Origin of the sequence: Arenimonas sp. SCN 70-307 (genome assembly GCF_001724815.1) — a bacterium.
Lineage (GTDB): Bacteria > Pseudomonadota > Gammaproteobacteria > Xanthomonadales > Xanthomonadaceae > Arenimonas.
In genome coordinates, this window is record NZ_MEDO01000004.1 from 73,534 (window position 1) to 95,972 (window position 22,439).

Here is a 22,439-nt window from a genome sequence, read left to right on the forward strand (position 1 = left end):
GCCTTGGCCAAGCTTTATTTCTACTACTCGGCGATGAACGCCGGTAAGACCACCACCCTGCTGCAGAGCGCGCACAACTACCACGAGCGCGGCATGCGCACGCTCATCCTCACGCCCAGGCTCGACAACCGCTACGGCGAGGGCCTGGTGGCCTCGCGCATCGGCCTGAAGGCGCGCGGCACGGTGTTCACCTCCGACGACGACCTGCAGGCCCTGGCCGAGGCCGACATCGCCGCGCGCGGCCCGCTGCACTGCGTGCTGGTGGACGAGTCGCAGTTCCTGTCCAAGCGCCAGGTCTGGCAGCTCGGCGAAATCGTCGACCGCCTGAACATCCCGGTGCTGGCCTACGGCCTGCGCACCGACTTCCGCGGCGAGCTGTTCGAGGGCAGCCAGTACCTGCTGGCCTGGGCCGACAACCTGGTCGAGATCAAGACCATCTGCCACAGCGGCCGCAAGGCCACGATGGTGCTGCGCGTGGACGAACAGGGGCGCGCCATCACCGACGGCCCGCAGGTGGAGATCGGCGGCAACGAGCGCTACGTCTCGGTCAGCCGCGGCGAGTTCAAGAAAGTGATGGCCGGCGAGGGCCGCATCGACCTGCAGCAGCCGCAGCTGCCGCTGGGCACGCCCGACTGATCAGCCGCGGCCGCAGCTGGCCGACTCGCGTTCGAGTTCGGTCCGCAGCCGCGTGCGTTCGGGCTGGCGCTCGGCCGCCAGCGCCAGCGTCGCCTCGCGCAGCGCGCGGCCGTCGCCCAGGCGACCGGCGCGGCAGTGCAGCTCGGGCTGCAGCGCGTCCAGGTGCAGGGTCCAGGCCTGGGCCACCTGGTCGCGGGCGCGGGCCTGGGTGCGCAGGCTGTCGATCTGCGCGCCGGCCAGCGCCACTTCGCCGCGCGCCAGGGCCAGCCGCGCCGCCACCAGGGTGAGTTCAGCGCGGGCCGTGAAATCGCCTTCGCCCAGGCGGTCGCTGGCTTCCTGCACCTGCGCCCGCGCGGCATCAGCGTCGCCGCCACGCTGCGCGGCAGCGGCCAGCAGCGTGCGCGCGCGCGTGGCCAGGGCGGCGTCGCGGCCGCGTGCCAGCTGCAGGCACTCCTGCGCCAGCGTGCCGGCATTGCCGTCCAGGCCGCGGGCCAGGCGCACTTCCGACAGGTCGCACAGCACCGCCACGTGGCTGGCCAGGTCGTTGCCGCGCCGCCGCAGCTGCAGGCTGCGCTGCAGCGCCTCGTCGGCCTCGTCGAGCGCGCCCAGCTCCCAGGCCAGGCGGCCGCGCTGGTGCCAGGACGCCGCCACTTCCGGATGCTCGGGGCCGAAGCGCGTCACCAGGCGCTCGTGGGCGCTGCCCAGCAGCTGGCGCGCCTCGGCGAGCTTGCCCTGGGCCAGCAGCAGCTCGCCCAGCGGCCGCTGCACCGCGGTGGTGAGCGGATGGTTGAGGCCGAAGCGGTCGAGCGTGATCTGCAGCGCCTGCCGGTACGAGGACTCGGCCTCCATCGCGTCGCCCAGCGCCTGCTGGTAGCGGCCGAGGTCGCGCCAGATCTCCACGCCCAGCGCGTTGCGGTCGCCGCCCGACGCGCGCAGCAGCGCCAGCGCCTCGCGCAGGCCGGTGACGGCTTCGGCGTAGCGGCCCTCGTCGGCCAGCAGTCCGGCCAGGTCGGCGCGGCTTTCGGCCTGCAGCGGCTTGCCGGCGCCGCCGTCGGTGCGCAGCGACAGCGCGCGGCCGAAGAGGTCGCGCGCCACTTCTCGGCCGCCGAGCTGGCGGTGGCAGCGGCCGAGCTGGGAAAGGAACTCGGCCGCCGCGTTCGGCTGCGCCGCGCCCTGCTGCTGCGCCACCGGCAGCCAGGGCACCAGGGCGCGCACGCAGGTTTCCGGCTGGCCGAGCGCGCGCAGGCTGCGGCCGCGCAGCGCCGCCGCCTCGATGCCCAGGCGCGCCGGGTCGTTGCCCTCGAGCCGCGACAGCAGCGCGGCCTGGCGGTCGAGCAGCTCCAGCGCCTGGCGGTCGTCGCCCAGGCCCTGGCGCAGCCGCGCGATCAGGCCCAGCAATTCGGCCCGCGCCTGCGGCTGGCCGCGCAGCTCGGTGTCGGCGCGGCGCACGCCGGCGTCGAGCAGGGTGCGCGCGTCCAGGCCGCCGTCGCCGGCCTGCTCGGTGTTCTCGAACAGCGCCACCACGAAGTCCTGCATCGCCTGCGCGCGTTCGGCCTCGCGCAGCGCGCGGTTGGTCTGCCAGGCCATGAAGGTCACCGCGGCCACCGCCATCGAGGCCACCAGCGTGCCCACCACCAGCGCCAGCGCGTTGCGGCGCGCGAACTTGGCGGTGCGGTAGCCCAGGCTGTGCGGACGCGCCAGCACCGGCTCGCCCTCGAGGTGGCGGCGCAGGTCCTGGGCCAGGGCCTCGACCGAGACGTAGCGGTCCTCGGGCGCCTTCGACAGCGCCTTGAGCAGGATGTTGTCGAGGTCGCCCGCGAGCTCCGAGGCCAGCCGGCGCGGATGCGGGTCGGCGCGCTCGCGTGCCAGCCGGAGCGCCGCCTGCGAGGGCCGCACCGGATCGGCCGAGAGGATGGCTTCCTCCCAGGCCGCGTCGGTGGCGCGCGCCGGGTCGTAGGGCTTGCGGCCCACCAGCAGTTCGTAGAGCACCACGCCGAGTGCGTACACGTCGGTCATGGTGGTGATCACGCCGTTGCGCAGCTGCTCGGGCGCGGCGTAGTGCAGGGTGAAGGCGCGCGTGCCGGTGCCGGTGACCAGGGTTTCGCCGTGCGGCTCGTCGAGCAGCTTGGCGATGCCGAAGTCGAGCAGGCAGACCTCGCCGGCCGGCGTCACCAGGATGTTGGACGGCTTGAGGTCGCGGTGCACCACCAGGTTGGCGTGGGCGTGGCTCACCGCCGCGCACACTTGCAGGAACAGCCGCAGCCGGGCCGGCAGCGGCAGCCGCAGCTTCTCCGCGTAGTCGGTGATCGGCTCGCCCTGCACGTAGTCCAGCGCCAGGTAGGGCTGGCCGTCGGTGCTGACGCCGGCGTCGAGCAGGCGGGCGATGTGGGCGTGGCCCAGGCGCGCCAGGATCTGCCGCTCGCGGGTGAAGCGCTGGCGCAGGCCGGCGTCGCCCAGGCCCGGGCGCAGCAGCTTCACCGCCACGCGGCGCTGGTAGAGGCCGTCGGCGCGGATGGCCAGCCACACCTGGCCCATGCCACCTTCGCCCAGCGGCTTCTCGAGCTTGTAGGGGCCGATCGACTGGCCGGCCTGCGGCGCGAACAGCGAGGCGTCCACCACCGACTGGGAGAGGAAGTCGGGCCGGTCCTCCTCGAGCGCGATCAGCTTGCGCAGCTCGTCGGCCAGCGCCGGGTCGGCGTCGCCGATTTCCGCCAGGCGGCGCTCGCGCGCCTGCGGCTCGAGCTCGACCAGCTCATCGAGCAGCAGCGACAGCGTGGCCCAGCGCTCGGTATCCACGCGGGCGGGCCGGGCTCAGCCCTGCAGGGCGGCCAGCAGGAACATGCGGGCCTTCTGCCAGTCGCGGCGCACGCTGCGCTCGGAGCGCTTGAGCAGGCCGGCGATCTCGGTTTCCGACAGGCCGGCGAAGTAGCGCATCTCCACCACCTGGGCCAGGCGCGGGTCGAGGTCGTGCAGCTTGTTGAGCGCCACGTCCAGGCCCAGCATGTCCTCGTCCAGGCGCATGCCGCCGCCGGCGTCCTCGGGCAGGTCGGTGACCCGGTGCAGGTCGCCGCCGCGCTTGACCGCCATGCGCTGGCGGGCGTAGTCCACCACCACCGAGCGCATGGCGCTGGCGGCGTAGGCGAAGAAGTGGGCGCGGTCCTCGAACTCGGCTTCGGCGCGGCCGGCGAGCTTGAGGTAGGCCTCGTGCACCAGCGCGGTGGTATCGAGGGTGTGGCCGTGCTGCTGGCCGCCCAGCTGGCGCCGGGCCATGCCGTGCAGTTCGCGGTACAGGGTGGCCAGCACGCGGTCGAGCGCGGACCGGTCGCCGCCTCGGGCGGCGCTGAGCCACTGGGTGATTTCAGCCGTTTCGTTCATGGGTCCCCGGGGCCCGTCCGACGCGGGTTGGGGACACTATAACCAGAAGGCTTGGGGTCGGAGGTAATTTCCCGGGGGGAAATTACCTCCGACCCCATCGGCGGGGCCCGTCAGCGCTGGCAGCCCGGGCACCAGGCGGTGGCGCGGTTGCCCATCCGCCCGTCCCGGATGGTCCGGCCGCACACCTTGCAGGCCTCGCCTTCCCGGCCGTAGACGAACAGTTCCTGCTCGAAATACCCCGGCGCCCCGTCCGGGCTGAGGAAGTCGCGCAGGGTGGTGCCGCCGCGGGTGATGGCGTAGGCCAGGATCTCCTTCACCGCCGCGGCCAGGCGCCGGTAGCGCTCGCGGCTGACCGAGCCGGCCGCGCGGCCCGGCGCGATGCCGGCGCGGAACAGGCTCTCGGCGGCGTAGATGTTGCCCACGCCCACGACCACCGCCTGGTCCATCAGGAAGGTCTTCACCGGCGCCTTGCGGCCGCGGCTGAGCGCGAACAGAGTGTCGCCGTCGAAGGCGTCCGACAGCGGCTCCGGGCCGAGGTGGGCCAGCAGCGCGTGGGTTTCGCCGGCAGGCTGCCAGAGCAGGCAGCCGAATCGGCGCGGATCGGTGAAGCGCAGCACGCGGCCCGAATCGAGCACCAGGTCGACGTGGTCGTGCGTGGCCACCGGCGTCTTCGCTGGCAGCACCCTCAGCATGCCGCTCATGCCCAGGTGCAGCAGGGCGCTGCCGGGCGCGGTGTCGAGCAGCAGGTACTTGGCGCGGCGGCGCACGCCGAGCACGCGCTGGCCGGGCAGTTCGCGCGCCACTTCGGGCGGGATTGGCCAGCGCAGGTCCGGCCGGCGCAGCACCACGCCGGTGACCAGGCGGCCCTCGACGTGCGGCGCCAGGCCGCGCCGGGTGGTCTCGACTTCGGGCAGTTCAGGCATGGACGAAGTTTGGCAGAGCACCGCGCGCCCCGGCGTGATTGCGGCGCGGGGCCGGCGCGGCATAGCCTTGGCCGATGCCCCAGACCGCCCGCCCCCCGCGTTCCCGCCTGGCCCTGGGCCTGTTCGTCCTGCTCCTGCCGGCCCTGGCCCAGGCCTCGGCACCGTCGGGCCCGGCCGAAAGCCTGCGCGCCGCGCTCTCGGGCCTGGCCGACCCGCAGCGCCAGGCCGCGAGCGACAACCTCGATGCCGCCGCCCGCGCCGACGAGGAAACCGCCCAGCTGCGCGAGCAGCTGGCCGCGCTCGAGGCCGACATCGCCTCCGCCCCGGATCGCGCCCGCCGCTTCGAGCAGCAGCTGCAACGTTCGCCGCGCCAGGCGCTGGCGGCCTGGGAATCCGCGCTGCCCGCGCGCGCCGACGTCGAAGTGCTCGAACGCCTGCTCGAACAGGAGCGTCGCGAAGCGCAGGCCCTGGGCGACCGCATCGCCAACCTCACCCGCGCGATGGGCGAGGCGCTGGCCGCCGACCCGGTGGCGGACACCAACCTCGACGAACTGCGCAACCGCCTGGCCACGCTTTCCGCGCCGGTCACCGCCGCCGACGGCGAGCCCGCCGCCCTGGCCGAGTCGCGCCGCCTGCGCCAGGTCGCCGAGCGCCGGCGCCTGGAGGCCGAGATCGCCCTGCGCGAAACCCGCCACGATTCCGCGGCCACCCGCCAGCGACCGCAGGAGCTCGAGCTGCGGGTGCTGCGCCTGCGCCTGGCCCAGCACGAACCGCGCCTGCTGCTGCTGCAGCGGCGCATCCTCGGCCAGGCGCGCGCCGACCTGCAGCGCCTGGTGGAGGACGTGGACGCCCGCGCTGCCGCCCTGCCCGACGACGATGCCGCGCTGGCCGAGGCCGCCGCCACCAACCTCTCGGTCGCCGGCGACCTGCTGGCCGCCAACGAGCAGCTGGCCGAATACCGCCGCCGCCTCGCCGCCGAGGAGCAGGCCCTGGCCAACGACCGCGCCGCGCTGCGCGACAGCCGCGCCCGCCTCGAGCTGGGCGGCAGCAGCGAGCAGGTGGGCACCTGGCTGTGGGCGGTGCTGCGCCGGCTCGAGAGCGAGGCGGTGCTGTCCGGGCGCCTGTCGGACGTGCGCCAGGCCCTGGCCGAAGTGCGCCTGCGCCTGATCTCGCTCGACGAGAACCAGCGCGACCTGGCCGACCTGCCCGGCAGCGCGCGCAACCTGCGCGCCAGCGCCGAAGCCGGCGGCGCCGGTGAGGAGGAGGGCGACGGCAACGCCGCGGCGGGCGACGCCGAAGCCCTCGCGGCCTGGCTGGAGATGCGCGTGGACCTGTACGCACGGCTCGAGCCGCTGCTCTGGCGCCAGGTGGCCACGCTCGAGCAGGCCGAACGCAGCCTGCAGGAGCGGTTGCAGGCCACCGGCGAACTGCGCCAGCTGCTCAACCGCCACCTGCTGTGGATCCGCAGCCATGCCGCGGTCGATGGCGAGTGGGTCGCGCGCTGGCCGGCGGCCCTGGCCGACCTCGCCAAGCCCTCGCGCTTCGCCACCACCGCCCGGCTGGCGGCCGCGGCCGCGGCCCAGCGGCCGCTTGGCTACTTCGTGGCGATCGTGCTGGTGCTGGCGCTGGCCTGGCTGCGCTGGCGCGCCCGCACGCGCCTGGAGGCCGTGGGCCAGAAACTGCGCGACATCGGCCAGGACCGCTACCGCCGCACCCTGGCCAGCCTGGCCTGGACCGTGGCCGCGGCGCTGCCGCCGGCGGCGGCGCTGTGGCTGGCCGGCGAGCTGCTGCGCGACGTGGGCGAACTCGGCAAGTACAGCGATTCGCTGGGCCTGGCGCTGCAGGCCCTGGCGCTGCCGGCGTTCACCCTGTCCTTCCTCGGCTGGCTGGTGCGCGACCGCGGCCTGGCCCACGCCCATTTCCGCTGGACCCGCCAGCGCCGCGAGGCGCTGCAGCGCTGGGTGCCGCTGCTGCAGGCCGGCCTGCTGCCGCTTTATTTCGTGGTCGCGCTGGGCTTCATCCGCAACCAGGACCTGGCCATCGACGTCACCGCCCGCGCCGGCGTGGTGCTGGCCTCGTTGCTGTCGGCCGCGGCCCTGGCCTGGCTGCTTGGCCCCGAGCGCCTGACGCACAAGCGCGGCGCGCGGCCGCCGCACGCCTTCCGCCGCCGTGCGCTGAGGGTGCTGCTGCCGCTGGGCCTGCTGGCCTGCGTGGTGCTGGCGCTGCAGGGCTACGTGTATTCGACCGCCATCCTGCTCGAGGCGCAGTTCGCCAGCGTCGGCGTGTTCATCGCGGTGGCGGTGCTGCACGGCCTGCTGGCGCGCTGGTTCGCGCTGGGCGAGCGCCGCCTGGCGCTGCGTCGCGCCGAACAAAAGCGCGAGGCCGAGGCTCAGGCCCGCGCCGAGGGCGGTGCGGTGGACGAGGGCGGCGGCGAGGCGATCCCGCTGGAGATCGACGAGGACCTGGCCCTCGAGCAGGTCAACGCGCAGACGCGCCGCCTGCTGCGCGCCGTGAAGTGGGTGCTGCTCGTGGTCGGCCTGGCCTGGGTGTGGGCCGACGTGATGCCGGCCTTCGCCCGCCTCGACGAGTGGGTGCTGTGGACGGTGCAGCAGTCGGCCGCCGACGGCGGCAGCACCGTCGTGCCGATCACGCTGATGGCCGCGCTGCTGGGCCTGCTGGCCCTGGCGCTGACCTTCGTGGCCGCGCGCAACCTGCCGGGCCTGCTCGAGATCGGCCTGCTCTCGAAGGTGCACATCGACGCCGCCTCGCGCTACGCCATCACCAGCGTGGCGCGCTACGCGATCGTGATGGTCGGCATCGTCGTCGGCCTGGGCCTGCTGGGCCTGCGCTGGAGCCAGCTGCAGTGGCTGGCGGCGGCGCTGACGGTGGGCCTGGGCTTCGGCCTGCAGGAGATCTTCGCCAACTTCGTCTCGGGCCTGATCCTGCTGTTCGAGCGGCCGTTCCGGGTGGGCGACGTGATCACGGTCAACAACCTCGATGGCACCGTCACCCGCATCCGCACCCGCGCGACCACGATCCTGGACTTCGACAACAAGGAAATCGTGGTGCCCAACAAGGCCTTCATCACCGGCCAGCTGGTGAACTGGACGCTCAGCGACGAAACCACGCGCGTGGTGGTGAAGGTGGGCGTGGACTACGGCACCGACCCGGTGCTGGTGCAGCGGCTGCTGATGCAGGCCGCCACCGAGAACCCGCGCGTGCTCGAGTCGCCGCCGCCGCGCAGCTGGCTGCTGGAGTTCGGCGCCAATTCGCTGGACTTCGAGCTGCGCGTGTTCGTGGGCGGCATCGCCGACCGGCTGGCGGTGCGCAACGAGATCAACCTGCGCCTGGTCGAACTGTTCGAGCAGAACGGCGTGGGCTTCGCCTTCCCGCAGCTGGACGTGCACGTGCGCGAGCTGCCGCAGCCGCCGGCTTCGCCACCGCCCGCGCCGCCGGCCGACGCGCGAAGCTGAACGAGCGGGCGGGGAAACGGCCGCCCGGGCGCCCCTTGCGGGTGGCCCGGCGCGCCCCCATGAAGGCTGCAGAGGTGATTTCGCCGTGAAGGGCGGGCATCATCGTCCTGCCACCGGGCCATCCGCCCGCCCCCCTGGAGTTACCGATGTCCCCTGAGTTGTTCGACTGGCTGGCCCGCGGCTTCACGCAGGCCAGCTACTGGCAGATGGCCGCCTACTTCCTGGTCGTGGTGCAGCTGACGATCTTCACCGTCACCCTGTACCTGCACCGCAGCGCAGCCCACCGCGGCGTCGACTTCCACCCGGTGCTGACCCACTTCTTCCGCTTCTGGGCCTGGCTGACCACCGCCATGGTCACCAAGGAGTGGACCGCGGTGCACCGCAAGCACCACGCCAAGTGCGAGACCGAGGAAGACCCGCACAGCCCGCGCTTCCAGGGCATCAATCGCGTGCTCTGGCGCGGCGTGGAGCTCTACCAGAGCGCGCGCAACGACAAGGACATGCTCGAGAAGTACGGCAAGGGCTCGCCGGACGACTGGATCGAACGCAAGCTCTACACCGCGCACCCGTCCTGGGGCCCGAGCCTGATGCTGTTCATCAACCTCGCCCTGTTCGGAATCCCGGGCATCGCGATCTGGGCGCTGCAGATGGCCTGGATCCCGTTCTGGGCCGCCGGCGTCATCAACGGCCTGGGCCACTGGTGGGGCTACCGCAACTTCGATACCGCCGACACCGCCACCAACCTCACCCCGTGGGCGTTCTGGGTGGGCGGCGAGGAGCTGCACAACAACCACCACGCCTTCCCGAGCTCGGCCAAGTTCGCGCTGCGCCGGTACGAGTTCGACATCGGCTGGACCGTGATCCGCGGCCTGCAGGCCCTGGGCCTGGCCAAGGTGCTGCGCGTGGCGCCGGAACTCGACGTGCGCCCGAACATCCAGGTGCCCGACACCGACACGATGCGCGCGATGATGGCGCACCGCTGGCAGGTCGCCACCGACTACTACAAGCTCGTGCTCAAGCCGCACCTGCAGGCCGAGGCCGCCGACCTGCCGGGTCGCCTGCGCCGCGCCTTCCGCAGCGAGGGCAGGTGGCTGGGCGAGGAGCAGCGCGCCCGGTTCAGCGCCTGGATCGCCGAGCGCCCGCAGACCGCGCGCCTGATGGAGTTCCGCGCCCGCCTGCTGGCCATCTACGACATCAAGAGCGCCGAGGCCGAAGCCAAGCTCGAGGCCCTGCGCGCCTGGTGCGCCGAGGCCGAAGCCTCGGGCATCGCCCAGCTGCAGGAGTTCTCCGAGCGCCTCAAGGGCTACTCCATGGCACCCGCCCGCGCCTGAGTCGAAAGAAAGGGGGTCAGGTTCACTTATTTCCCGGGGCGTTGCCCTGGGAAATAAGTGAACCTGACCCCCTTTCCTTTATGCCAGCACCAGCCAGCCCTGGCTGTAGAACAGCATGTACAGGCCGATGCGCAGGCCCAGCAGCAGGATGAAGGCGTACCAGCCCAGGTGCGAATGCGGCACCACCCGCCCGAGCGTGGCGCGCAGTGGTGCGAGCACCGGCCACAGCGCCCAGGTGAAGAGCTGGTAGACCGGGTTCTTCGACGGGTCGCCGGGGATCATCAGCCGCAGCACGCCGCGGCCGACCAGGGTCCACATCAGCACGGCGATCACGTAGCTCAGCAGGGTGTAGGTCGTCAGCATCGTTCGATTCTAGCCCCATGAAAAAGGCGCCGGTGCATCGGGCACCGGCGCCGGTTGCACCGCCTTCCCCGGGGAGGGGGAAGGCGGCGTCACGCCTCAGCCGCGGGCGAGCTTGGGATAACGCAGCTCCTCGACCATGTCCTTGGTCTCCTGCGACGGCTCCTTGGTCAGCAGGCTGACCACCACGATCGTGAGGAAGCCCAGCGGGATGCCGAAGATGCCGGCCGACACGTCCTTGATGCCGAACCACGGCGTCATGCCCAGGAACTTCACGTTGATCAGGTAGTACAGGGTGAGGCCGAAGCCCACCAGCATGCCCGCCACCGCGCCGGCCTTGTTGGCCCGTTTCCAGAAGATGCCGAGCACCAGCGCAGGGAAGAAGGCCGCCGCCGCGATCGAGAACGCCCAGGCCACGATCGACAGGATGGTCGCCGGTGCGTTCGAGGCCGCGTAGGCCGCGATCGCCGCCACGCCCAGCAGCAGGATGCGGGCGACGGTGAGGCGCTTCTTGGCGGAAGCGTTCGGGTTGACCATCTTGTAGTAGACGTCGTGCGAGAGCGCGTTGGAGATCGTCAGCAGCAGGCCGTCGGCGGTCGACAGCGCCGCCGCCAGGCCACCGGCGGCCACCAGGCCGGCGATGACGTAGGGCAGGCCGGCGATTTCCGGCGTGGCCAGCACGATCGCGTCGGCGTTGAGCACCAGCTCGGCCAGCTGCAGGATGCCGTCGCCGTTGCCGTTGGCCGCGCAGCCCTTCACCACTTCCATCGCGTTGGTGGCGTCGCAGATCGACACCAGGCCCACCTTCGACCACGAAGCCACCCAGGCCGGGAGCGTGGCGATGGACTGCCCGATCACGTTGGAATAGACCTCGAGCTTGGCGAAGGCCGCATAGGCCGGCGCGGTGAAGTACAGCAGGAAGATGAAGAACAGGCTCCAGCCCACCGACTTGCGGGCCTCCTTCACGCTCGGGGTGGTGAAGAAGCGCATCAGGATGTGCGGCAGCGCGGCGGTGCCCACCATCAGGCAGAACGTCAGCGCCATGAAATTGACGATGTCGTTCTTCACGAAGGGCGTGGCGTGGCCGGCGGTGACGCCCAGCTGCTGCTCGAGCGTGCCGATCTGCTGCAGCACCTCGCCGTAGGCCAGCTGCGGCACCGGGTTGCCGGTGACCTTGATCGACAGCCAGACCACCGGGACCAGGTAGGCGATGATGAGCACGATGTACTGCGCCACCTGCGTCCAGGTCACCGCGCGCATGCCGCCCAGCAGCGAGCACACCAGCACGCCCACCAGGCCCACCCACACGCCGGTGGCCAGGTCGATGCCCAGGAAGCGGCTGGTGATGATGCCGGCGCCGTAGATCTGCGCGATCACGTAGGTGAAGCTGGCCGTGATGGCGCAGATGATGCCGATGGTGCGCGGCAGGTTGCCGCCGTAGCGCGTGCCCAGGAAGTCCGGGATGGTGTACTGGCCGAACTTGCGCAGGTAGGGCGCCAGGAACAGCGCCACCAGCACGTAGCCGCCGGTCCAGCCCATCACGAAGGCCAGGCCGTCGTAGCCTTGGGCGTAGAGCGTGCCGGCCATGCCGATGAAGCTGGCCGCCGACATCCAGTCCGCGCCCGTGGCCATGCCGTTGAACAGGGCCGGCACGCGCCGGCCGGCGACGTAGTACTCGTCGGTCTCGGCGGTGCGGCTCATGATGCCGATCATCGCGTACAGGCCGATGGTGGCGGCCATGAAGATGTAGCCGATCCAGACGTTGGGCAGGCCCATCTGTTCGGCGATGGCCAGGGCGATGACGAAGGCGAGGAAGCCGCCCGTGTACATGCCATAGATTTTCGGGAGTCGACTGACGAAATCTCCGGACATGGTTCAGCCCTCCTCGGCCACGCCGAACTCGCGGTCCAGCCTGTTCATGTACCAGGCGTAGAACACGATCAGCACCACGTAGATGATCAGCGAACCCTGCGCGCCCATGTAGAAGGCGAACGGGAAGCCGAGGAAGGTGATCGCGTTGAGTTCAACGGCGTAGAAGATCACCACGTAGGTCACGACGAACCAGATCGACAGCAGGATTGCCGTGACCCGGAGCGTTCGGCGCCAGTACTCCTTGCGCCTTTCTTCGGTGATGGGACTATTCATTGCTCAGGCCTCCGGGCGCTGGTCAGAAGCTGTACTTGACGTGCATGTGCAGGCGGCGAAGGTCGCCGTCGGCACCGCTCTCGAGCTCACGGTTGCCCCAGATCAGCTCGGCGCCGACGTCGAGCTTGGGCAGCGGCGAATAGATCAGGTTGGCGTGGAACGACTGCGAGGACTCGGTGACGCCGAGGCCGGTGAGCGCGGTCTCGTTGTCGAACTTGGCGGCCGAGTAGAAGACGTTGCCGCGCCACTTCGGGCTGAACACGTGGCGCCAGGCGACGAAGCCGCCGATGCCGTCGAGCGCTTCGAGCGAGCCATCGGCCGCGGTCATCGCGTCCGGGCCCAGGCCCAGGCCCAGGTAGCGGCCGATGCCCGGGCCGTAGCTGAGCATGTAGCGGACGTCGTCGCTGGCGCCGACGTTCCACTTGCCCGACACGCTCACCGCGAAGGCGGTGTCGTCCTGGCTGCCGAAGGCGTTGGCCACCTTCAGCTGGCGCGCCATGCCGGCGATGCTGACGTGGCCCCAGTCGCCGCGGCTGACGTAGCGGGCGGTGAAGTCGGGCACGGAGTTGTCGTCGCTGTTGCCGCGCACGCCGGTGAGGTAGGACGTGGTGGTGGTCTCGGGGTTCTCCAGCGAGAACGACCACGGGCCGCTGGTGTAGCGCAGCTGGGCCTGGCGCACGAAAACCGTGCCCTCGGTCGGGCCGATGAAGTCGACCGCGTCGGGCAGCGAGGCCACGTCCTGGAAGTTCGACCAGGTCTGGCCGGCCAGCCACTTGTCCCAGCTCACGTAGGCGTGGCGGATGGTCAGCCCGTAGGTGTTGGTGGCGATTTCGTTGCCGAGCGCGCCGCCGAAGATGTCCATCTCGAGGTAGGCCTTGAGCTTGCGGCCGTCGAGGTCGGTGTCGGCGCCGAACCACAGGCGCGAGAACTGCGCATGCGAGTCCAGGTCGTTGCCGCTTTCCGGGGCGCCGCCGACCGGGATGGCGCTGGGCAGGTAGAACAGGCGCCCGGCGGAGCCGTCGGCGATCTCGCCGCCGTCGGTGTCGGTGACCATGGCATCGAGCTTGACGAAGCCGCCGAAGCTGAAGCGCGTGCCCGGGTTGGCCGCCGGCATGATCGGCGTGGACTGCAGCGGCTGTGCCGCCGGCGCCGGCGGCGGCGCGGCCGCGGCCTGCGCCTTCTGTGCGTCGAGCTCGGCCTTCAGGCCCTGCACCATCTGCTCGAGCTGCGCGATGCGCGCCTCGAGGTCCTGCGTGCCGGCGTCCTGCGCCAGCGCCTGGCCCGGTGCCGCGATCGCCAGCAAGATGGCGAGCGTCAGCGCGGGCCGCTGTTTGCGAGTGAGTTTGTTCATCCTTCCCCTCCCGGAAGACCGAACCGTGGCCACGATGGCCGGCCGAGTCTGGGCGCGGCCCGGGGGTGCGGCCATTAGCCATTGGTCTAGTGCGGGCCCGCTTTAGACGAAGGTCTAATTGGGCCGGCGGGGTGGGTGTCCAGAATGGCGGGCAGGCGAGTAACCTTTTCAATGTCAGCCGCGCGGCCCCGGGCCGCTGGAGCCCCCATGTCCGAGCGCATCGTCCCCGTCCCCCCGGCCTTCGAGGCCGCCGCCGCGATAAAACGCGCCGACTACGAGCGTGGCTATGCCGAGTCGCTGCGCGACCCGGAGGCTTACTGGTCCAGGGTGGGCCGGCGGCTGCAGTGGTCGAAGCCCTACACGCGCGCCAAGGACACCAGCTACCGCCTCGAGGATTTCCACATCCGCTGGTTCGCCGACGGCGAGCTCAACGTCAGCGTGAACTGCCTGGACCGCCATCTCGCGGAGCGCGGCGACAAGGTGGCCATCGTCTGGGAGGCCGACGACCCGAAGACGCCGCCGCGGCGGATCACCTACCGCGAGCTGCACGCCATGGTGTGCAGGCTGGCCAATGCGCTCGAGGCCCTGGGCGTGGTCAAGGGCGACCGCATCACGCTCTACCTGCCGATGATCCCCGAGGCCGCGGTGGCCATGCTGGCCTGCGCGCGCATCGGCGCCATCCACTCGGTGGTGTTCGGCGGCTTCTCGCCCGATTCCATCGCCAACCGCATCGCCGACTGCGCCAGCAAGCTCGTCATCACCGCCGACGAGGGCCTGCGCGGCGGCAAGACCATCCCGCTCAAGGCCAACGTCGACGAGGCCCTGTCCAAACCCGGCACCAACAGCGTGGAAACCGTGCTGGTGGTGCGCCACACCGGCGGCGGCGTGCCCATGCAGATGCCGCGCGACCGCTGGTACGACGCCGTGGTGGACGCGCAGCCGGCCACGCACGCGGCCAGGGCGATGAACGCGGAGGACCCGCTCTTCATCCTCTACACCTCGGGCAGCACCGGCAAACCCAAGGGCGTGCTGCACACCAGCGGCGGCTACCTGACCTGGGCCAGCTACACCCACGAGTGCGTGTTCGACCTCAAGGACGACGACGTGTTCTGGTGCACCGCCGACGTGGGCTGGGTGACTGGCCACAGCTACGTCGTGTACGGCCCGCTGGCCAACGGCGCCACCACGCTGATGTTCGAGGGCGTGCCCACCTACCCCGACCCGGGCCGCTTCTGGGACGTGTGCGACCGCCACCAGGTGACGATCTTCTACACCGCGCCCACCGCCATCCGCGCGCTGATGCGCGAGGGCGACGCGCCGGTCAAGCGCAGCAAGCGCACGTCCATCCGCCTGCTGGGCACGGTGGGCGAGCCGATCAATCCCGAGGCCTGGGAGTGGTACAACCGCGTGGTCGGCGAGGAGCGCTGCCCCATCGTCGACACCTGGTGGCAGACCGAAACCGGCGGCGTGCTGATCTCGCCGCTGCCCGGCGCCATCGCGACCAAGCCCGGTTCGGCCACCCTGCCTTTCTTCGGCGTGCAGCCGGCGCTGGTGGACGCGGAAGGGCGCGAGCTGCACGGCGCCACCGAGGGCAACCTGGTGCTCAAGGATTCCTGGCCGGGCCAGATGCGCAGCGTCTACGGCGATCACCAGCGCTTCATCGACACCTACTTCAAGACCTACCCGGGCCTGTACTTCACCGGCGACGGCTGCCGCCGCGACGCCGATGGCTACTACTGGATCACCGGCCGCGTGGACGACGTGATCAACGTCTCGGGCCACCGCATGGGCACGGCGGAAGTGGAAAGCGCGCTGGTCGCGCACCCGGCCGTGGCCGAGGCGGCGGTGGTGGGCGCGCCGCACGACATCAAGGGCCAGGGCATCTACGCCTACGTGACGCTCAAGGCCGGCATCGAGCCGACCGACGCGCTGCGCAAGGAACTCGTGCAGCACGTCCGGCACGAGATCGGCCCGATCGCCGCGCCCGACTGGCTGCAGTGGGCGCCGGGCCTGCCCAAGACCCGCAGCGGCAAGATCATGCGGCGCATCCTGCGCAAGATCGCCGAGGCCGGTCCCGAGGGCGTCGACCGCGGCACGCTGGGCGACACCTCGACGCTGGCCGATCCGGCCGTGGTGGACTCGCTGGTGCGCGAACGGCAGGTCCGCTGAGCATGCCCAACACGCCCACCATCCTGGTGGCGGACGACCATCCGCTGTTCCGGGAGGCGCTCAAGGGCGCGGTGTCGAAACTGCTGCCGCAGGCGCGGCTGGTGGAGTCGGATTCGGCCGAAGGCCTGCTGGCCAGCGCCGAGGCCCACCCCGAGGCCGACCTGGTGCTGCTGGACCTGAACATGCCCGGCGCGCACGGCTTCAGCGCGCTGGTGCACCTGCGCGCGGTGCAGCCGCAGCTGCCGGTGGTGGTGGTGTCGGCGCGCGAGGAGCCCAGCGTGGTGCGGCGCGCGCTCGAGCACGGCGCGGCCGGCTTCATCCCCAAGAGATCCGACCCGGCCACCATCCGCGCCGCGATCGCGGCGGTGCTCGACGGCGGCCAGTGGGCGCCCGTGCAGGCCGACGCCGCCGAAGGCCTGGCACCCGAGGAGGCGCGCGTGGCCGAGCGCCTGCGCGAACTCACGCCCCAGCAGTTCAAGGTGCTGGGCATGCTCGGCAGCGGCCTGCTGAACAAGCAGATCGCGCACGCGCTGGGCGTGTCCGAAGCCACCGTAAAGGCCCACATGACCGCCATCCTGCGCAAGCTGGGCGCCAGCAACCGCACCCAGGCGGTGCTGATGGCCGGCCGCCTCGCCGTCGACCCTGAACCAACCGAACCAGGTTGATTTTATCGAACCAGGTTCATTTTATTGCGCGGCGTCGGGTGGATTTGGGCCGGCCTCTGGCCCGCGTACTTGCCACCCGCCCGAGCAGCTGTCCGATCTGGAGTTGGAATGACGGGCTACCCCAGGCGCGGCCCTGGTTGGTGCTGCGGGTGAGGGCATCGCGCTGCTGGTCGGTGATGCCTTCCGCAACAAGCGCCCTATAGGCGCGCCACCGCTCGTTCGCGTCCGCCGCCAGCGCAAGGTAGACCGGGTGCGGCTGCACCAGCGGGTCGATCCTTCCCTGCGCATTGAAGTGATAGCTCGACCAGCGGTACATCCCCGGGTGCGGCACCATCCCCGCACGCACCGGGTTGAGTTCGATGTAGCGCTGGCAGGCCAGCAAGTAGTCGTCGGAGCCTACAAGGCAGGAGCGGAAGCGCCCCTCCCACAGCGTGCCGGTCCGCTGGTGGCAGGCGTTGAAGTACCTGACGTAGCGCGTGCCCAGCTGCTGCATCATCCGGCTGGTAGCCCCGTCCTCCTGCGGCGTGACCAGCAGGTGCACGTGGTTGGTCATCAGGACGTAGGCGTGGATGCGGCAGCCTGCCTGCTTCGCCGCCAGCGCCAGTTCGTCCAGGTATCTCCAGTAGTTGGCGCCGTGGACGAAGCAGGGGGCGCGATTCACGCCCCGCTGGATGATGTGGTTCGGGATGTGCGCGAGATCGAGTCGTGGGATGGCGGGCATGGCGCGGGCCTTGTGGCGGACCACCATTCCACTCAACGGCTCGGCCCGCCGGGCTCCGCCTTTTCATCAACGTGGCGTCGGCGCCAATCCCTTCCTGCCCCAAGAAACAAACCTGGTTGGATAAAATCAACCTGGTTCATTTGGTTCAGCGATAAAATCAACCTGGTTCAGGCGAAGAACCCGAAGGTCTTCGAGGTCTCCGGTTCCGCCGCCCGCACCTGCTCCGAGAAAGCGCGGTAGAGCATCCAGGTCGAGTGCAGCGGGCTGCCATTGAGGCGGTTCTGCACCACGTCGAAGGCGCCCAGCGCCACCTGGAAATTCGGCCCCGGGACCACCAGCACCGAGTGCTTCCCGGGCTCGAAGTAGGCGAAGTGGCCCCCGTGTTCGCGCCTTCCGACCTCCAGCACGTAACAACCAATGATGTTCACCAGCGCGTCGAACATTCCCTTGTCCATCTGGTCGCGGTGCGGCGAGAGATGGTCAATCACGGCATCAACCGCCCGAAGACTCTCGTGCGTATAGTCCCACTGCCCGGGCACCCTGCCCTGGAGTCGCTCGACCGCAAGCGCGGCATTGTGTTCGATGTTGGACAAAAGGCTTCCCCTGGTTCGGTGAGTGCGCATGCGGGGGCGCCGGGCCCCGCGGCCGAATTATAGCGGCACGCCCGAACACTGGCCTCAGGCCCACGTCCGCAGCGGCAGCAAACCCCAGGCTGCGAGCACCGCGCACCACTGCAGCACGCCGGCCATCGCCAGCGCGTCGGCCAGCTGCCAGCGCGAGCGGCGCGGCGCGCGCCAGGTCCGCCACAGCCCGACCCCCATGGCGACCGGCAGCAGCAGCGTCACCGCCGCCAGCAGGCCGCTGGCCACGGTCAGGTCGCCTATCGCCAGGAAGGATTGGCCGAAGAAGAATGGCACCGGCAGCGCCAGCAGCAGGATGCCCAGGCAAGGCGCCGCCAGCGGCTGCCGCCAGCGCGGACCCCCGCCGAAGGCCAGGCGCGGCACGCCGGCCAGCAGCAGCCAGCCCAGGCCAAGCAGGCCGGCGACCAGGCTGGACCACAGCGCCACCATCGCGGCCGTCGACGCCCGCGCATAGGTCTGCAGGCCGGTGCTGACCACCGGCCGGCCATCGTCGGCGACCGTCACCACATGCGAAGCGACAAGCCGGCCGGGTACGCGATAGCGCCCGCCGCCGAGCGGCTGCAGCACGATCGCGGGCGACTGGAAAGGCGCGAAGCGCAGGCCCCCGGGGGTCGGATCCACCCGCACGAAGTTCAGCGTCGTATCGATCCAGGCGAATCGCGCGAAACGGTTCGGCGCCGGGACGTAGAAACCCGCGGCGACCTCGCCCGGCGCACCATCGACGGCTGCCGGCTCGAACGGCGGCATCGCCAGCGACTCGACCAGCAAGCGGTCCACGCGCCCGTAATCGGCGCCTTCGTGGTCGGAATTGACGGCCGTGAAGAACGCGCTGCGTTGCGCCGGGAACACGCACAACATCGCCTGGAAGCCCACCGTGCTGCCGCCGTGGCACTTGCCGACGGCCCCGTGCCGGTCGCGCGTCGCCATGCCCAGGCCGTAACCCACGGACAGGCCGGCATCGGCGGCTTCGGTACCGACCGGCTGGCCCATCGCCGCCAGCAGGTCGGCGCGCACGAGCCTGCGGCCGTCGGCGGTGCCATCGCCCATCAGGAAGGCCGCCAGCCTCGCCATGTCGGCGGCCGTGGTGGTGAACTGCGTCGCCGGACGCAGCGGCGTCGGCACCGCCGCCTGCGTCTGGCCGCCCTCGAAGTGGCCCATCGCCACGCTGGCGTCGGCGCGCGGGCCCTCCTGCGTGGTGAAGTCGAAAGTGCTGCGATGCATGCCCAGCGGCTGCAGCAGAGTGCGTTGCAGGTAAGGCTCGTAGCGCTCGCCGGTGCTGGCTTCAAGCACCAGGCCGAGCAGGGCGTAGCTGGTGTTCGAGTACGAATGGCGGCTGCCCGGGCGGCTGCGCACCGCCAGCCGGCGACCTTGGGCGAACCCGCCGAGTGGCGCATCGGCGTCCGCCTCGAGGCTGAAGACGTCGGCCAGGCGCGCATCGTCCAGGCCGGCGCTGTGGTCGAGCAGGTGTCGCAGCCGCACCGGATCCGTTGCGGCCCAGGGGTTGTCGAAGTCGACCTGCGGCAGCAGGGTCGCGACCGGCGTTTCCAGGTCGAAGCGGCCTTCTGTCACCAGCTGCAGCACGCCGATGGCGAGCATCGTCTTGGCCACCGAACCGACGTGTACGCGGTCGTCGGCCGACAAGGCCTCGCCGCTGCGGGCATCGCGCACGCCGACGGCACCGGTGCGCGTGACGCCTTCGGCGTCGAGCGTGGACCAGACCAGGCCCTGCCAGCCCTGTTCGGCGACCAACGACGACAGCGCGTCGTGCAGCGCCGGGTGCGGCCCGTCGTTGGCACGAGCCGGGGCCAGCGCCAGGAACAACGCCAACGCGGCCCCGAGGGCAGCCGCACGGGCGGTCGAGGCGGGGGAAGATCCGATCATGGGCGGCTCCGGCAATCGAGGGCCCAGTATCCGCGGCCGATGCCCGCGCCAGATGTGCCTTCAGTCCCGGTCGGCGTCCTTGGCCGCAGCCTCCGGAGCGGCCCCGGCCATCGCCTCGAACACGCCGTCCCGCCGCACCCAGGCGTGGTGCAGTGCGCCGGCGACGTGCGCCAGCACCAGCGCGAAGAACGCGTAGCCGAGCACGCCGTGGGCGCTGCGCAGCAGCGTGTAGAGCGCGGCGTCCTGCGGCGCCAGTGGCGGCAGCGTCAAGCCGAAGGGCAGCGTCACGAGGTAACCACCGGCGGACGACATGGCCCAGCCCAGCAGCGGCATCGCGAACATCAGTGCGTACAGCGCCACGTGCGAAGCGCCGGCGATGCGCGCCTGCAGGCGCGGAAGATCCTCGGGCAGGGCCGGCGGCGGATTGCGGCGCCGGTGCCACAGCCGCAGCACGGCCAGCGCCAGCACCAGCAGCCCCAGCGGCCGGTGGATATCCAGCAGCAGCGGCCGCAGCTCGAGCGAGGTGACCATCGCGACGCCGATGAACAGCATCGCCAGGATCATCGCCGCCATCGACCAGTGCAGCCAGCGGGCGGTGCGGGTGAAGTGGGCGTTGGCCATCACGGCGTCTCCTGGCGGGCCACTTCGCGCTGGCGGCGGTTGAACGACACCGAGTAGGCCGCGGCGCGCGCAGCCAGCACCGGGTCGCGCGAGGGCGCGATGCCGGTGGGCAGGATGGTGGGGTCGAAGTTGATGTCGCGGCAGTCGCCATCGGCCTCGGCGGTGGCGCGCTCGAGCACGAGGGTGCCGGCGTCCACGCGCGTGCGCTCTGCCGGCCAGGGCTGCGACGGGTTCTCGATCGGGTCGCCGTCCTCGGCCAGCTGCACCGACAGCGTCCAGCGCACCGGGCCCCGGGCCAGGCGCGCGGCCAGCTCGTCGGCCAGGTAGCTGGCCTCGGCGGCCTGGCGCTGTTCGGCCTCCATCGGCTCGAACGACGCCTGTGGCACGAAGGACCAGCGCACCCAGCGCGACGTGCCCGCCTCGTTGCTGAAGCGGAAGGCATGCACGCCGTTGTAGGCCGTGCTGGCATAGCTGGTGGACCACGGCGCCGACTGCGCCCAGGCCATGAAGTTCAGCACCTCCGGATGCCGCTGCGCGAAGGCCTGTTGCTTGGCCGGGTCGGGCTTGCCCGTGGCCGGATCAGGCCGCGAGGCGAGGATCTGCTCGGCGAAGGCCTGCGGCGTGGACACCGCGAAGAAGGGGAAGCTGTTCATCGCCAGCCGCCACTGCTGGCCGTCGTCGGTGTCGAGCTGCAGCGCGAGGCTGCGCACGCGCGCCATGGCCTCGGGGCCGTTCGGATCGCCGCCGCCGATGGACATGCGGCCCAGCGCCGGCGTGCGCGCCTGGCTGAAGACGCGCGCCTTCGACAGCGCCGCGCCCTCGGCCGTGGGCTCGAAATAACCGGCCACGCACACCCCGCGCGCATGCGCGCGCCGGAAGCCGACGAAGGGCTTGCCGTTCTCGATGCTGTCCACCAGCCGCGGCGCCGTCACCCGCTGCGGCGTCAGCCAGCCCGCGGTCCAGGCAAAGGCGCCGCCCAGCGCGCCCACCACGGCGGCGATGCCGACATAGGGCAGCAGGGATCGCCAGCGCGGCGGGGCGGGGGGGCAGGGGCTCGGACATGGCGGGGCTCGCGGCGGGGACGCGGTATTGGGCCACGGCGGTTGTTCGGCGGGGGTGATGGATGCGGGCTAAAATCGCCCCCATGGACACGCTCCGCACCGCGCTTCGAGAGCGCCTGGGCCTGGCACCGCCGGCTCCGGTGGACGTGAGGCGGGGCGAGGTGGTGGCCTGCGATGGCTACGACCGCGAGCGCATCGAATACCCCGGCCTGGAAGGCGATGTCATTCCGGCCTTCCTGTTCACCCCTGTCGGTCGCGAGCCGCTCGGTGGGGTCGTGGTCTTCCACCAGCACAACGGCGAGTTCCACTTCGGAAAGAGCGAGGTGGCCGGCCTGGTGGGCGACCCGTTCCAGGCCTTCGGGCCGGCACTGGCGCGGCAGGGCCTGGTGGTGCTGGCGCCGGACGCCATCAGCTTCGAGGACCGGCGGGCCGGAGTGCGCGGCGTGCAGCCGGACACCTACGACTGGCTGCAGCACTACAACGCGATGAGCTACCGCCTGCTCGATGGCGACACCCTGATGCGCAAGGGGCTCGACGACGCCCAGCGCGCGATGACCGTACTGCTTGCCGTCAGCGGCGTGGACCCGTCGCGCGTGGGCGTGGCCGGCCACTCCTTCGGCGGCACCACCGCGATGTACCACGCGGTGGTGGACCCGCGCTGCCGCTTCGCCGCCATCAGCGGCGCGGTGGGCAGCTTTGACTCCCGCCGTGGCGCGGGCACCGGCATCCTGCTCTTCGAAACCGTGCCCGGCCTGGCCCGCTGGCTGGACACGCACGACCTGCTCTCGGCCATCGCGCCCCGCCCCACCCTGGTTGTCTCGGGCACGCAGGACAAATACTCCCTCGACGCGGACGAGGTGGTTGCCAGGGCAGGCGGCGACTCCATCACCCACCTGCGCGTCGAACGCGGCCATGCGCTGGACGCGGAGCGGTTCGAAGCGATCGTGGCGTGGGTTGTTGGAGAGGGCGCGCAGGGTGTCCGGTAGCGGCCTATTCCGTTGAAAAACTCGGTTGAATCGGCCTCCTGAAGCTGGTCCACTGACTTCCCATCGATCCAGCGGAAATCGCAGCGATGATGGGACGTCA

Annotated in this window: 18 protein-coding genes; 6 read left to right on the forward strand and 12 right to left on the reverse strand. The window is 71.3% G+C overall.

Annotated elements, in window-relative coordinates; all coding sequences use genetic code 11:
- Positions 1-3 precede the first annotated feature (3 nt).
- Positions 4-636 (forward strand): thymidine kinase, encoded by a 633-nt coding sequence (locus tag ABS41_RS02990; protein WP_290590333.1) that lies wholly within the window; start codon positions 4-6, stop codon positions 634-636.
- Here the strand turns inward: ABS41_RS02990 and ABS41_RS02995 are convergent, their stop codons facing one another.
- From ABS41_RS02995 to mutM, 3 genes are all read right to left on the reverse strand, one after another.
- Entirely contained in the window at positions 637-3,432 is a 2,796-nt protein-coding gene (locus tag ABS41_RS02995) for a protein kinase (RefSeq protein ID WP_290590337.1), read from the reverse strand. It abuts the gene before it with no gap.
- Between the two features lie 15 nt (positions 3,433-3,447).
- Positions 3,448-4,011, reverse strand: coding sequence for an ECF-type sigma factor (locus tag ABS41_RS03000; RefSeq protein WP_290590341.1), 564 nt, complete (start codon positions 4,009-4,011; stop codon positions 3,448-3,450).
- A gap of 110 nt (positions 4,012-4,121) precedes the next feature.
- The gene (gene mutM, locus ABS41_RS03005) at positions 4,122-4,934 is read right to left on the reverse strand and encodes a bifunctional DNA-formamidopyrimidine glycosylase/DNA-(apurinic or apyrimidinic site) lyase (RefSeq protein WP_290590345.1); all 813 of its coding nucleotides are present in this window, start codon (positions 4,932-4,934) and stop codon (positions 4,122-4,124) included.
- A 74-nt stretch (positions 4,935-5,008) separates the two neighbouring features.
- Between mutM and ABS41_RS03010 the strand changes: the two genes are divergently transcribed.
- Both ABS41_RS03010 and ABS41_RS03015 read left to right on the forward strand, forming a co-directional pair.
- On the forward strand, positions 5,009-8,407 hold the full coding sequence (locus tag ABS41_RS03010) for a mechanosensitive ion channel domain-containing protein (RefSeq protein WP_290590348.1): 3,399 nt from the start codon (positions 5,009-5,011) through the stop codon (positions 8,405-8,407).
- Positions 8,408-8,553: 146 nt separating this feature from the next.
- The gene (locus ABS41_RS03015; RefSeq protein WP_290590351.1) at positions 8,554-9,738 is read left to right on the forward strand and encodes a fatty acid desaturase; all 1,185 of its coding nucleotides are present in this window, start codon (positions 8,554-8,556) and stop codon (positions 9,736-9,738) included.
- A 78-nt stretch (positions 9,739-9,816) separates the two neighbouring features.
- On the opposite strand, the gene ABS41_RS03020 is transcribed toward ABS41_RS03015, so the two are convergent.
- From ABS41_RS03020 to ABS41_RS03035, 4 genes are all read right to left on the reverse strand, one after another.
- Complete coding sequence (locus ABS41_RS03020) at positions 9,817-10,101, reverse strand: hypothetical protein (protein ID WP_290590354.1); 285 nt, start codon at positions 10,099-10,101, stop codon at positions 9,817-9,819.
- A gap of 96 nt (positions 10,102-10,197) precedes the next feature.
- Positions 10,198-11,970, reverse strand: a complete 1,773-nt coding sequence (locus ABS41_RS03025; protein WP_290590359.1) for a sodium:solute symporter family protein — start codon at positions 11,968-11,970, stop codon at positions 10,198-10,200.
- Between the two features lie 3 nt (positions 11,971-11,973).
- The gene (locus ABS41_RS03030; protein WP_290590362.1) at positions 11,974-12,243 is read right to left on the reverse strand and encodes a DUF4212 domain-containing protein; all 270 of its coding nucleotides are present in this window, start codon (positions 12,241-12,243) and stop codon (positions 11,974-11,976) included.
- Between the two features lie 22 nt (positions 12,244-12,265).
- Positions 12,266-13,594: a DcaP family trimeric outer membrane transporter gene (locus ABS41_RS03035; protein ID WP_290590364.1), complete on the reverse strand. Its 1,329-nt coding sequence runs from the start codon at positions 13,592-13,594 to the stop codon at positions 12,266-12,268.
- A 207-nt stretch (positions 13,595-13,801) separates the two neighbouring features.
- On the opposite strand from ABS41_RS03035, the gene acs reads away from it, so the two are divergent.
- Both acs and ABS41_RS03045 read left to right on the forward strand, forming a co-directional pair.
- Entirely contained in the window at positions 13,802-15,763 is a 1,962-nt protein-coding gene (gene acs, locus ABS41_RS03040) for an acetate--CoA ligase (RefSeq protein WP_290590367.1), read from the forward strand.
- 2 nt (positions 15,764-15,765) lie between these two features.
- Positions 15,766-16,428, forward strand: coding sequence for a response regulator transcription factor (locus tag ABS41_RS03045; RefSeq protein ID WP_290590370.1), 663 nt, complete (start codon positions 15,766-15,768; stop codon positions 16,426-16,428).
- A 16-nt stretch (positions 16,429-16,444) separates the two neighbouring features.
- On the opposite strand, the gene ABS41_RS03050 is transcribed toward ABS41_RS03045, so the two are convergent.
- The 5 genes from ABS41_RS03050 to ABS41_RS03070 all read right to left on the reverse strand — a co-directional run bounded on the left by ABS41_RS03050 (position 16,445) and on the right by ABS41_RS03070 (position 21,311).
- Positions 16,445-17,176 carry a transposase gene (locus ABS41_RS03050; RefSeq protein ID WP_290590373.1) on the reverse strand — a complete coding sequence of 244 codons (732 nt, stop codon included), beginning with the start codon at positions 17,174-17,176 and terminating at the stop codon, positions 16,445-16,447.
- 140 nt (positions 17,177-17,316) lie between these two features.
- Entirely contained in the window at positions 17,317-17,742 is a 426-nt protein-coding gene (locus tag ABS41_RS03055) for a hypothetical protein (protein ID WP_290590376.1), read from the reverse strand.
- A gap of 84 nt (positions 17,743-17,826) precedes the next feature.
- Positions 17,827-19,671 carry a serine hydrolase domain-containing protein gene (locus ABS41_RS03060; RefSeq protein WP_290590379.1) on the reverse strand — a complete coding sequence of 615 codons (1,845 nt, stop codon included), beginning with the start codon at positions 19,669-19,671 and terminating at the stop codon, positions 17,827-17,829.
- Positions 19,672-19,731: 60 nt separating this feature from the next.
- The gene (locus ABS41_RS03065; RefSeq protein ID WP_290590382.1) at positions 19,732-20,292 is read right to left on the reverse strand and encodes a cytochrome b/b6 domain-containing protein; all 561 of its coding nucleotides are present in this window, start codon (positions 20,290-20,292) and stop codon (positions 19,732-19,734) included.
- On the reverse strand, positions 20,292-21,311 hold the full coding sequence (locus ABS41_RS03070; protein WP_290590397.1) for a catalase family peroxidase: 1,020 nt from the start codon (positions 21,309-21,311) through the stop codon (positions 20,292-20,294). Before ABS41_RS03070 ends, ABS41_RS03065 begins: the two co-directional genes overlap by 1 nt.
- A 125-nt stretch (positions 21,312-21,436) precedes the next feature.
- Between ABS41_RS03070 and ABS41_RS03075 the strand changes: the two genes are divergently transcribed.
- Positions 21,437-22,339, forward strand: coding sequence for a dienelactone hydrolase family protein (locus ABS41_RS03075; protein ID WP_290590385.1), 903 nt, complete (start codon positions 21,437-21,439; stop codon positions 22,337-22,339).
- The last annotated feature ends 100 nt before the right edge of the window (positions 22,340-22,439 follow it).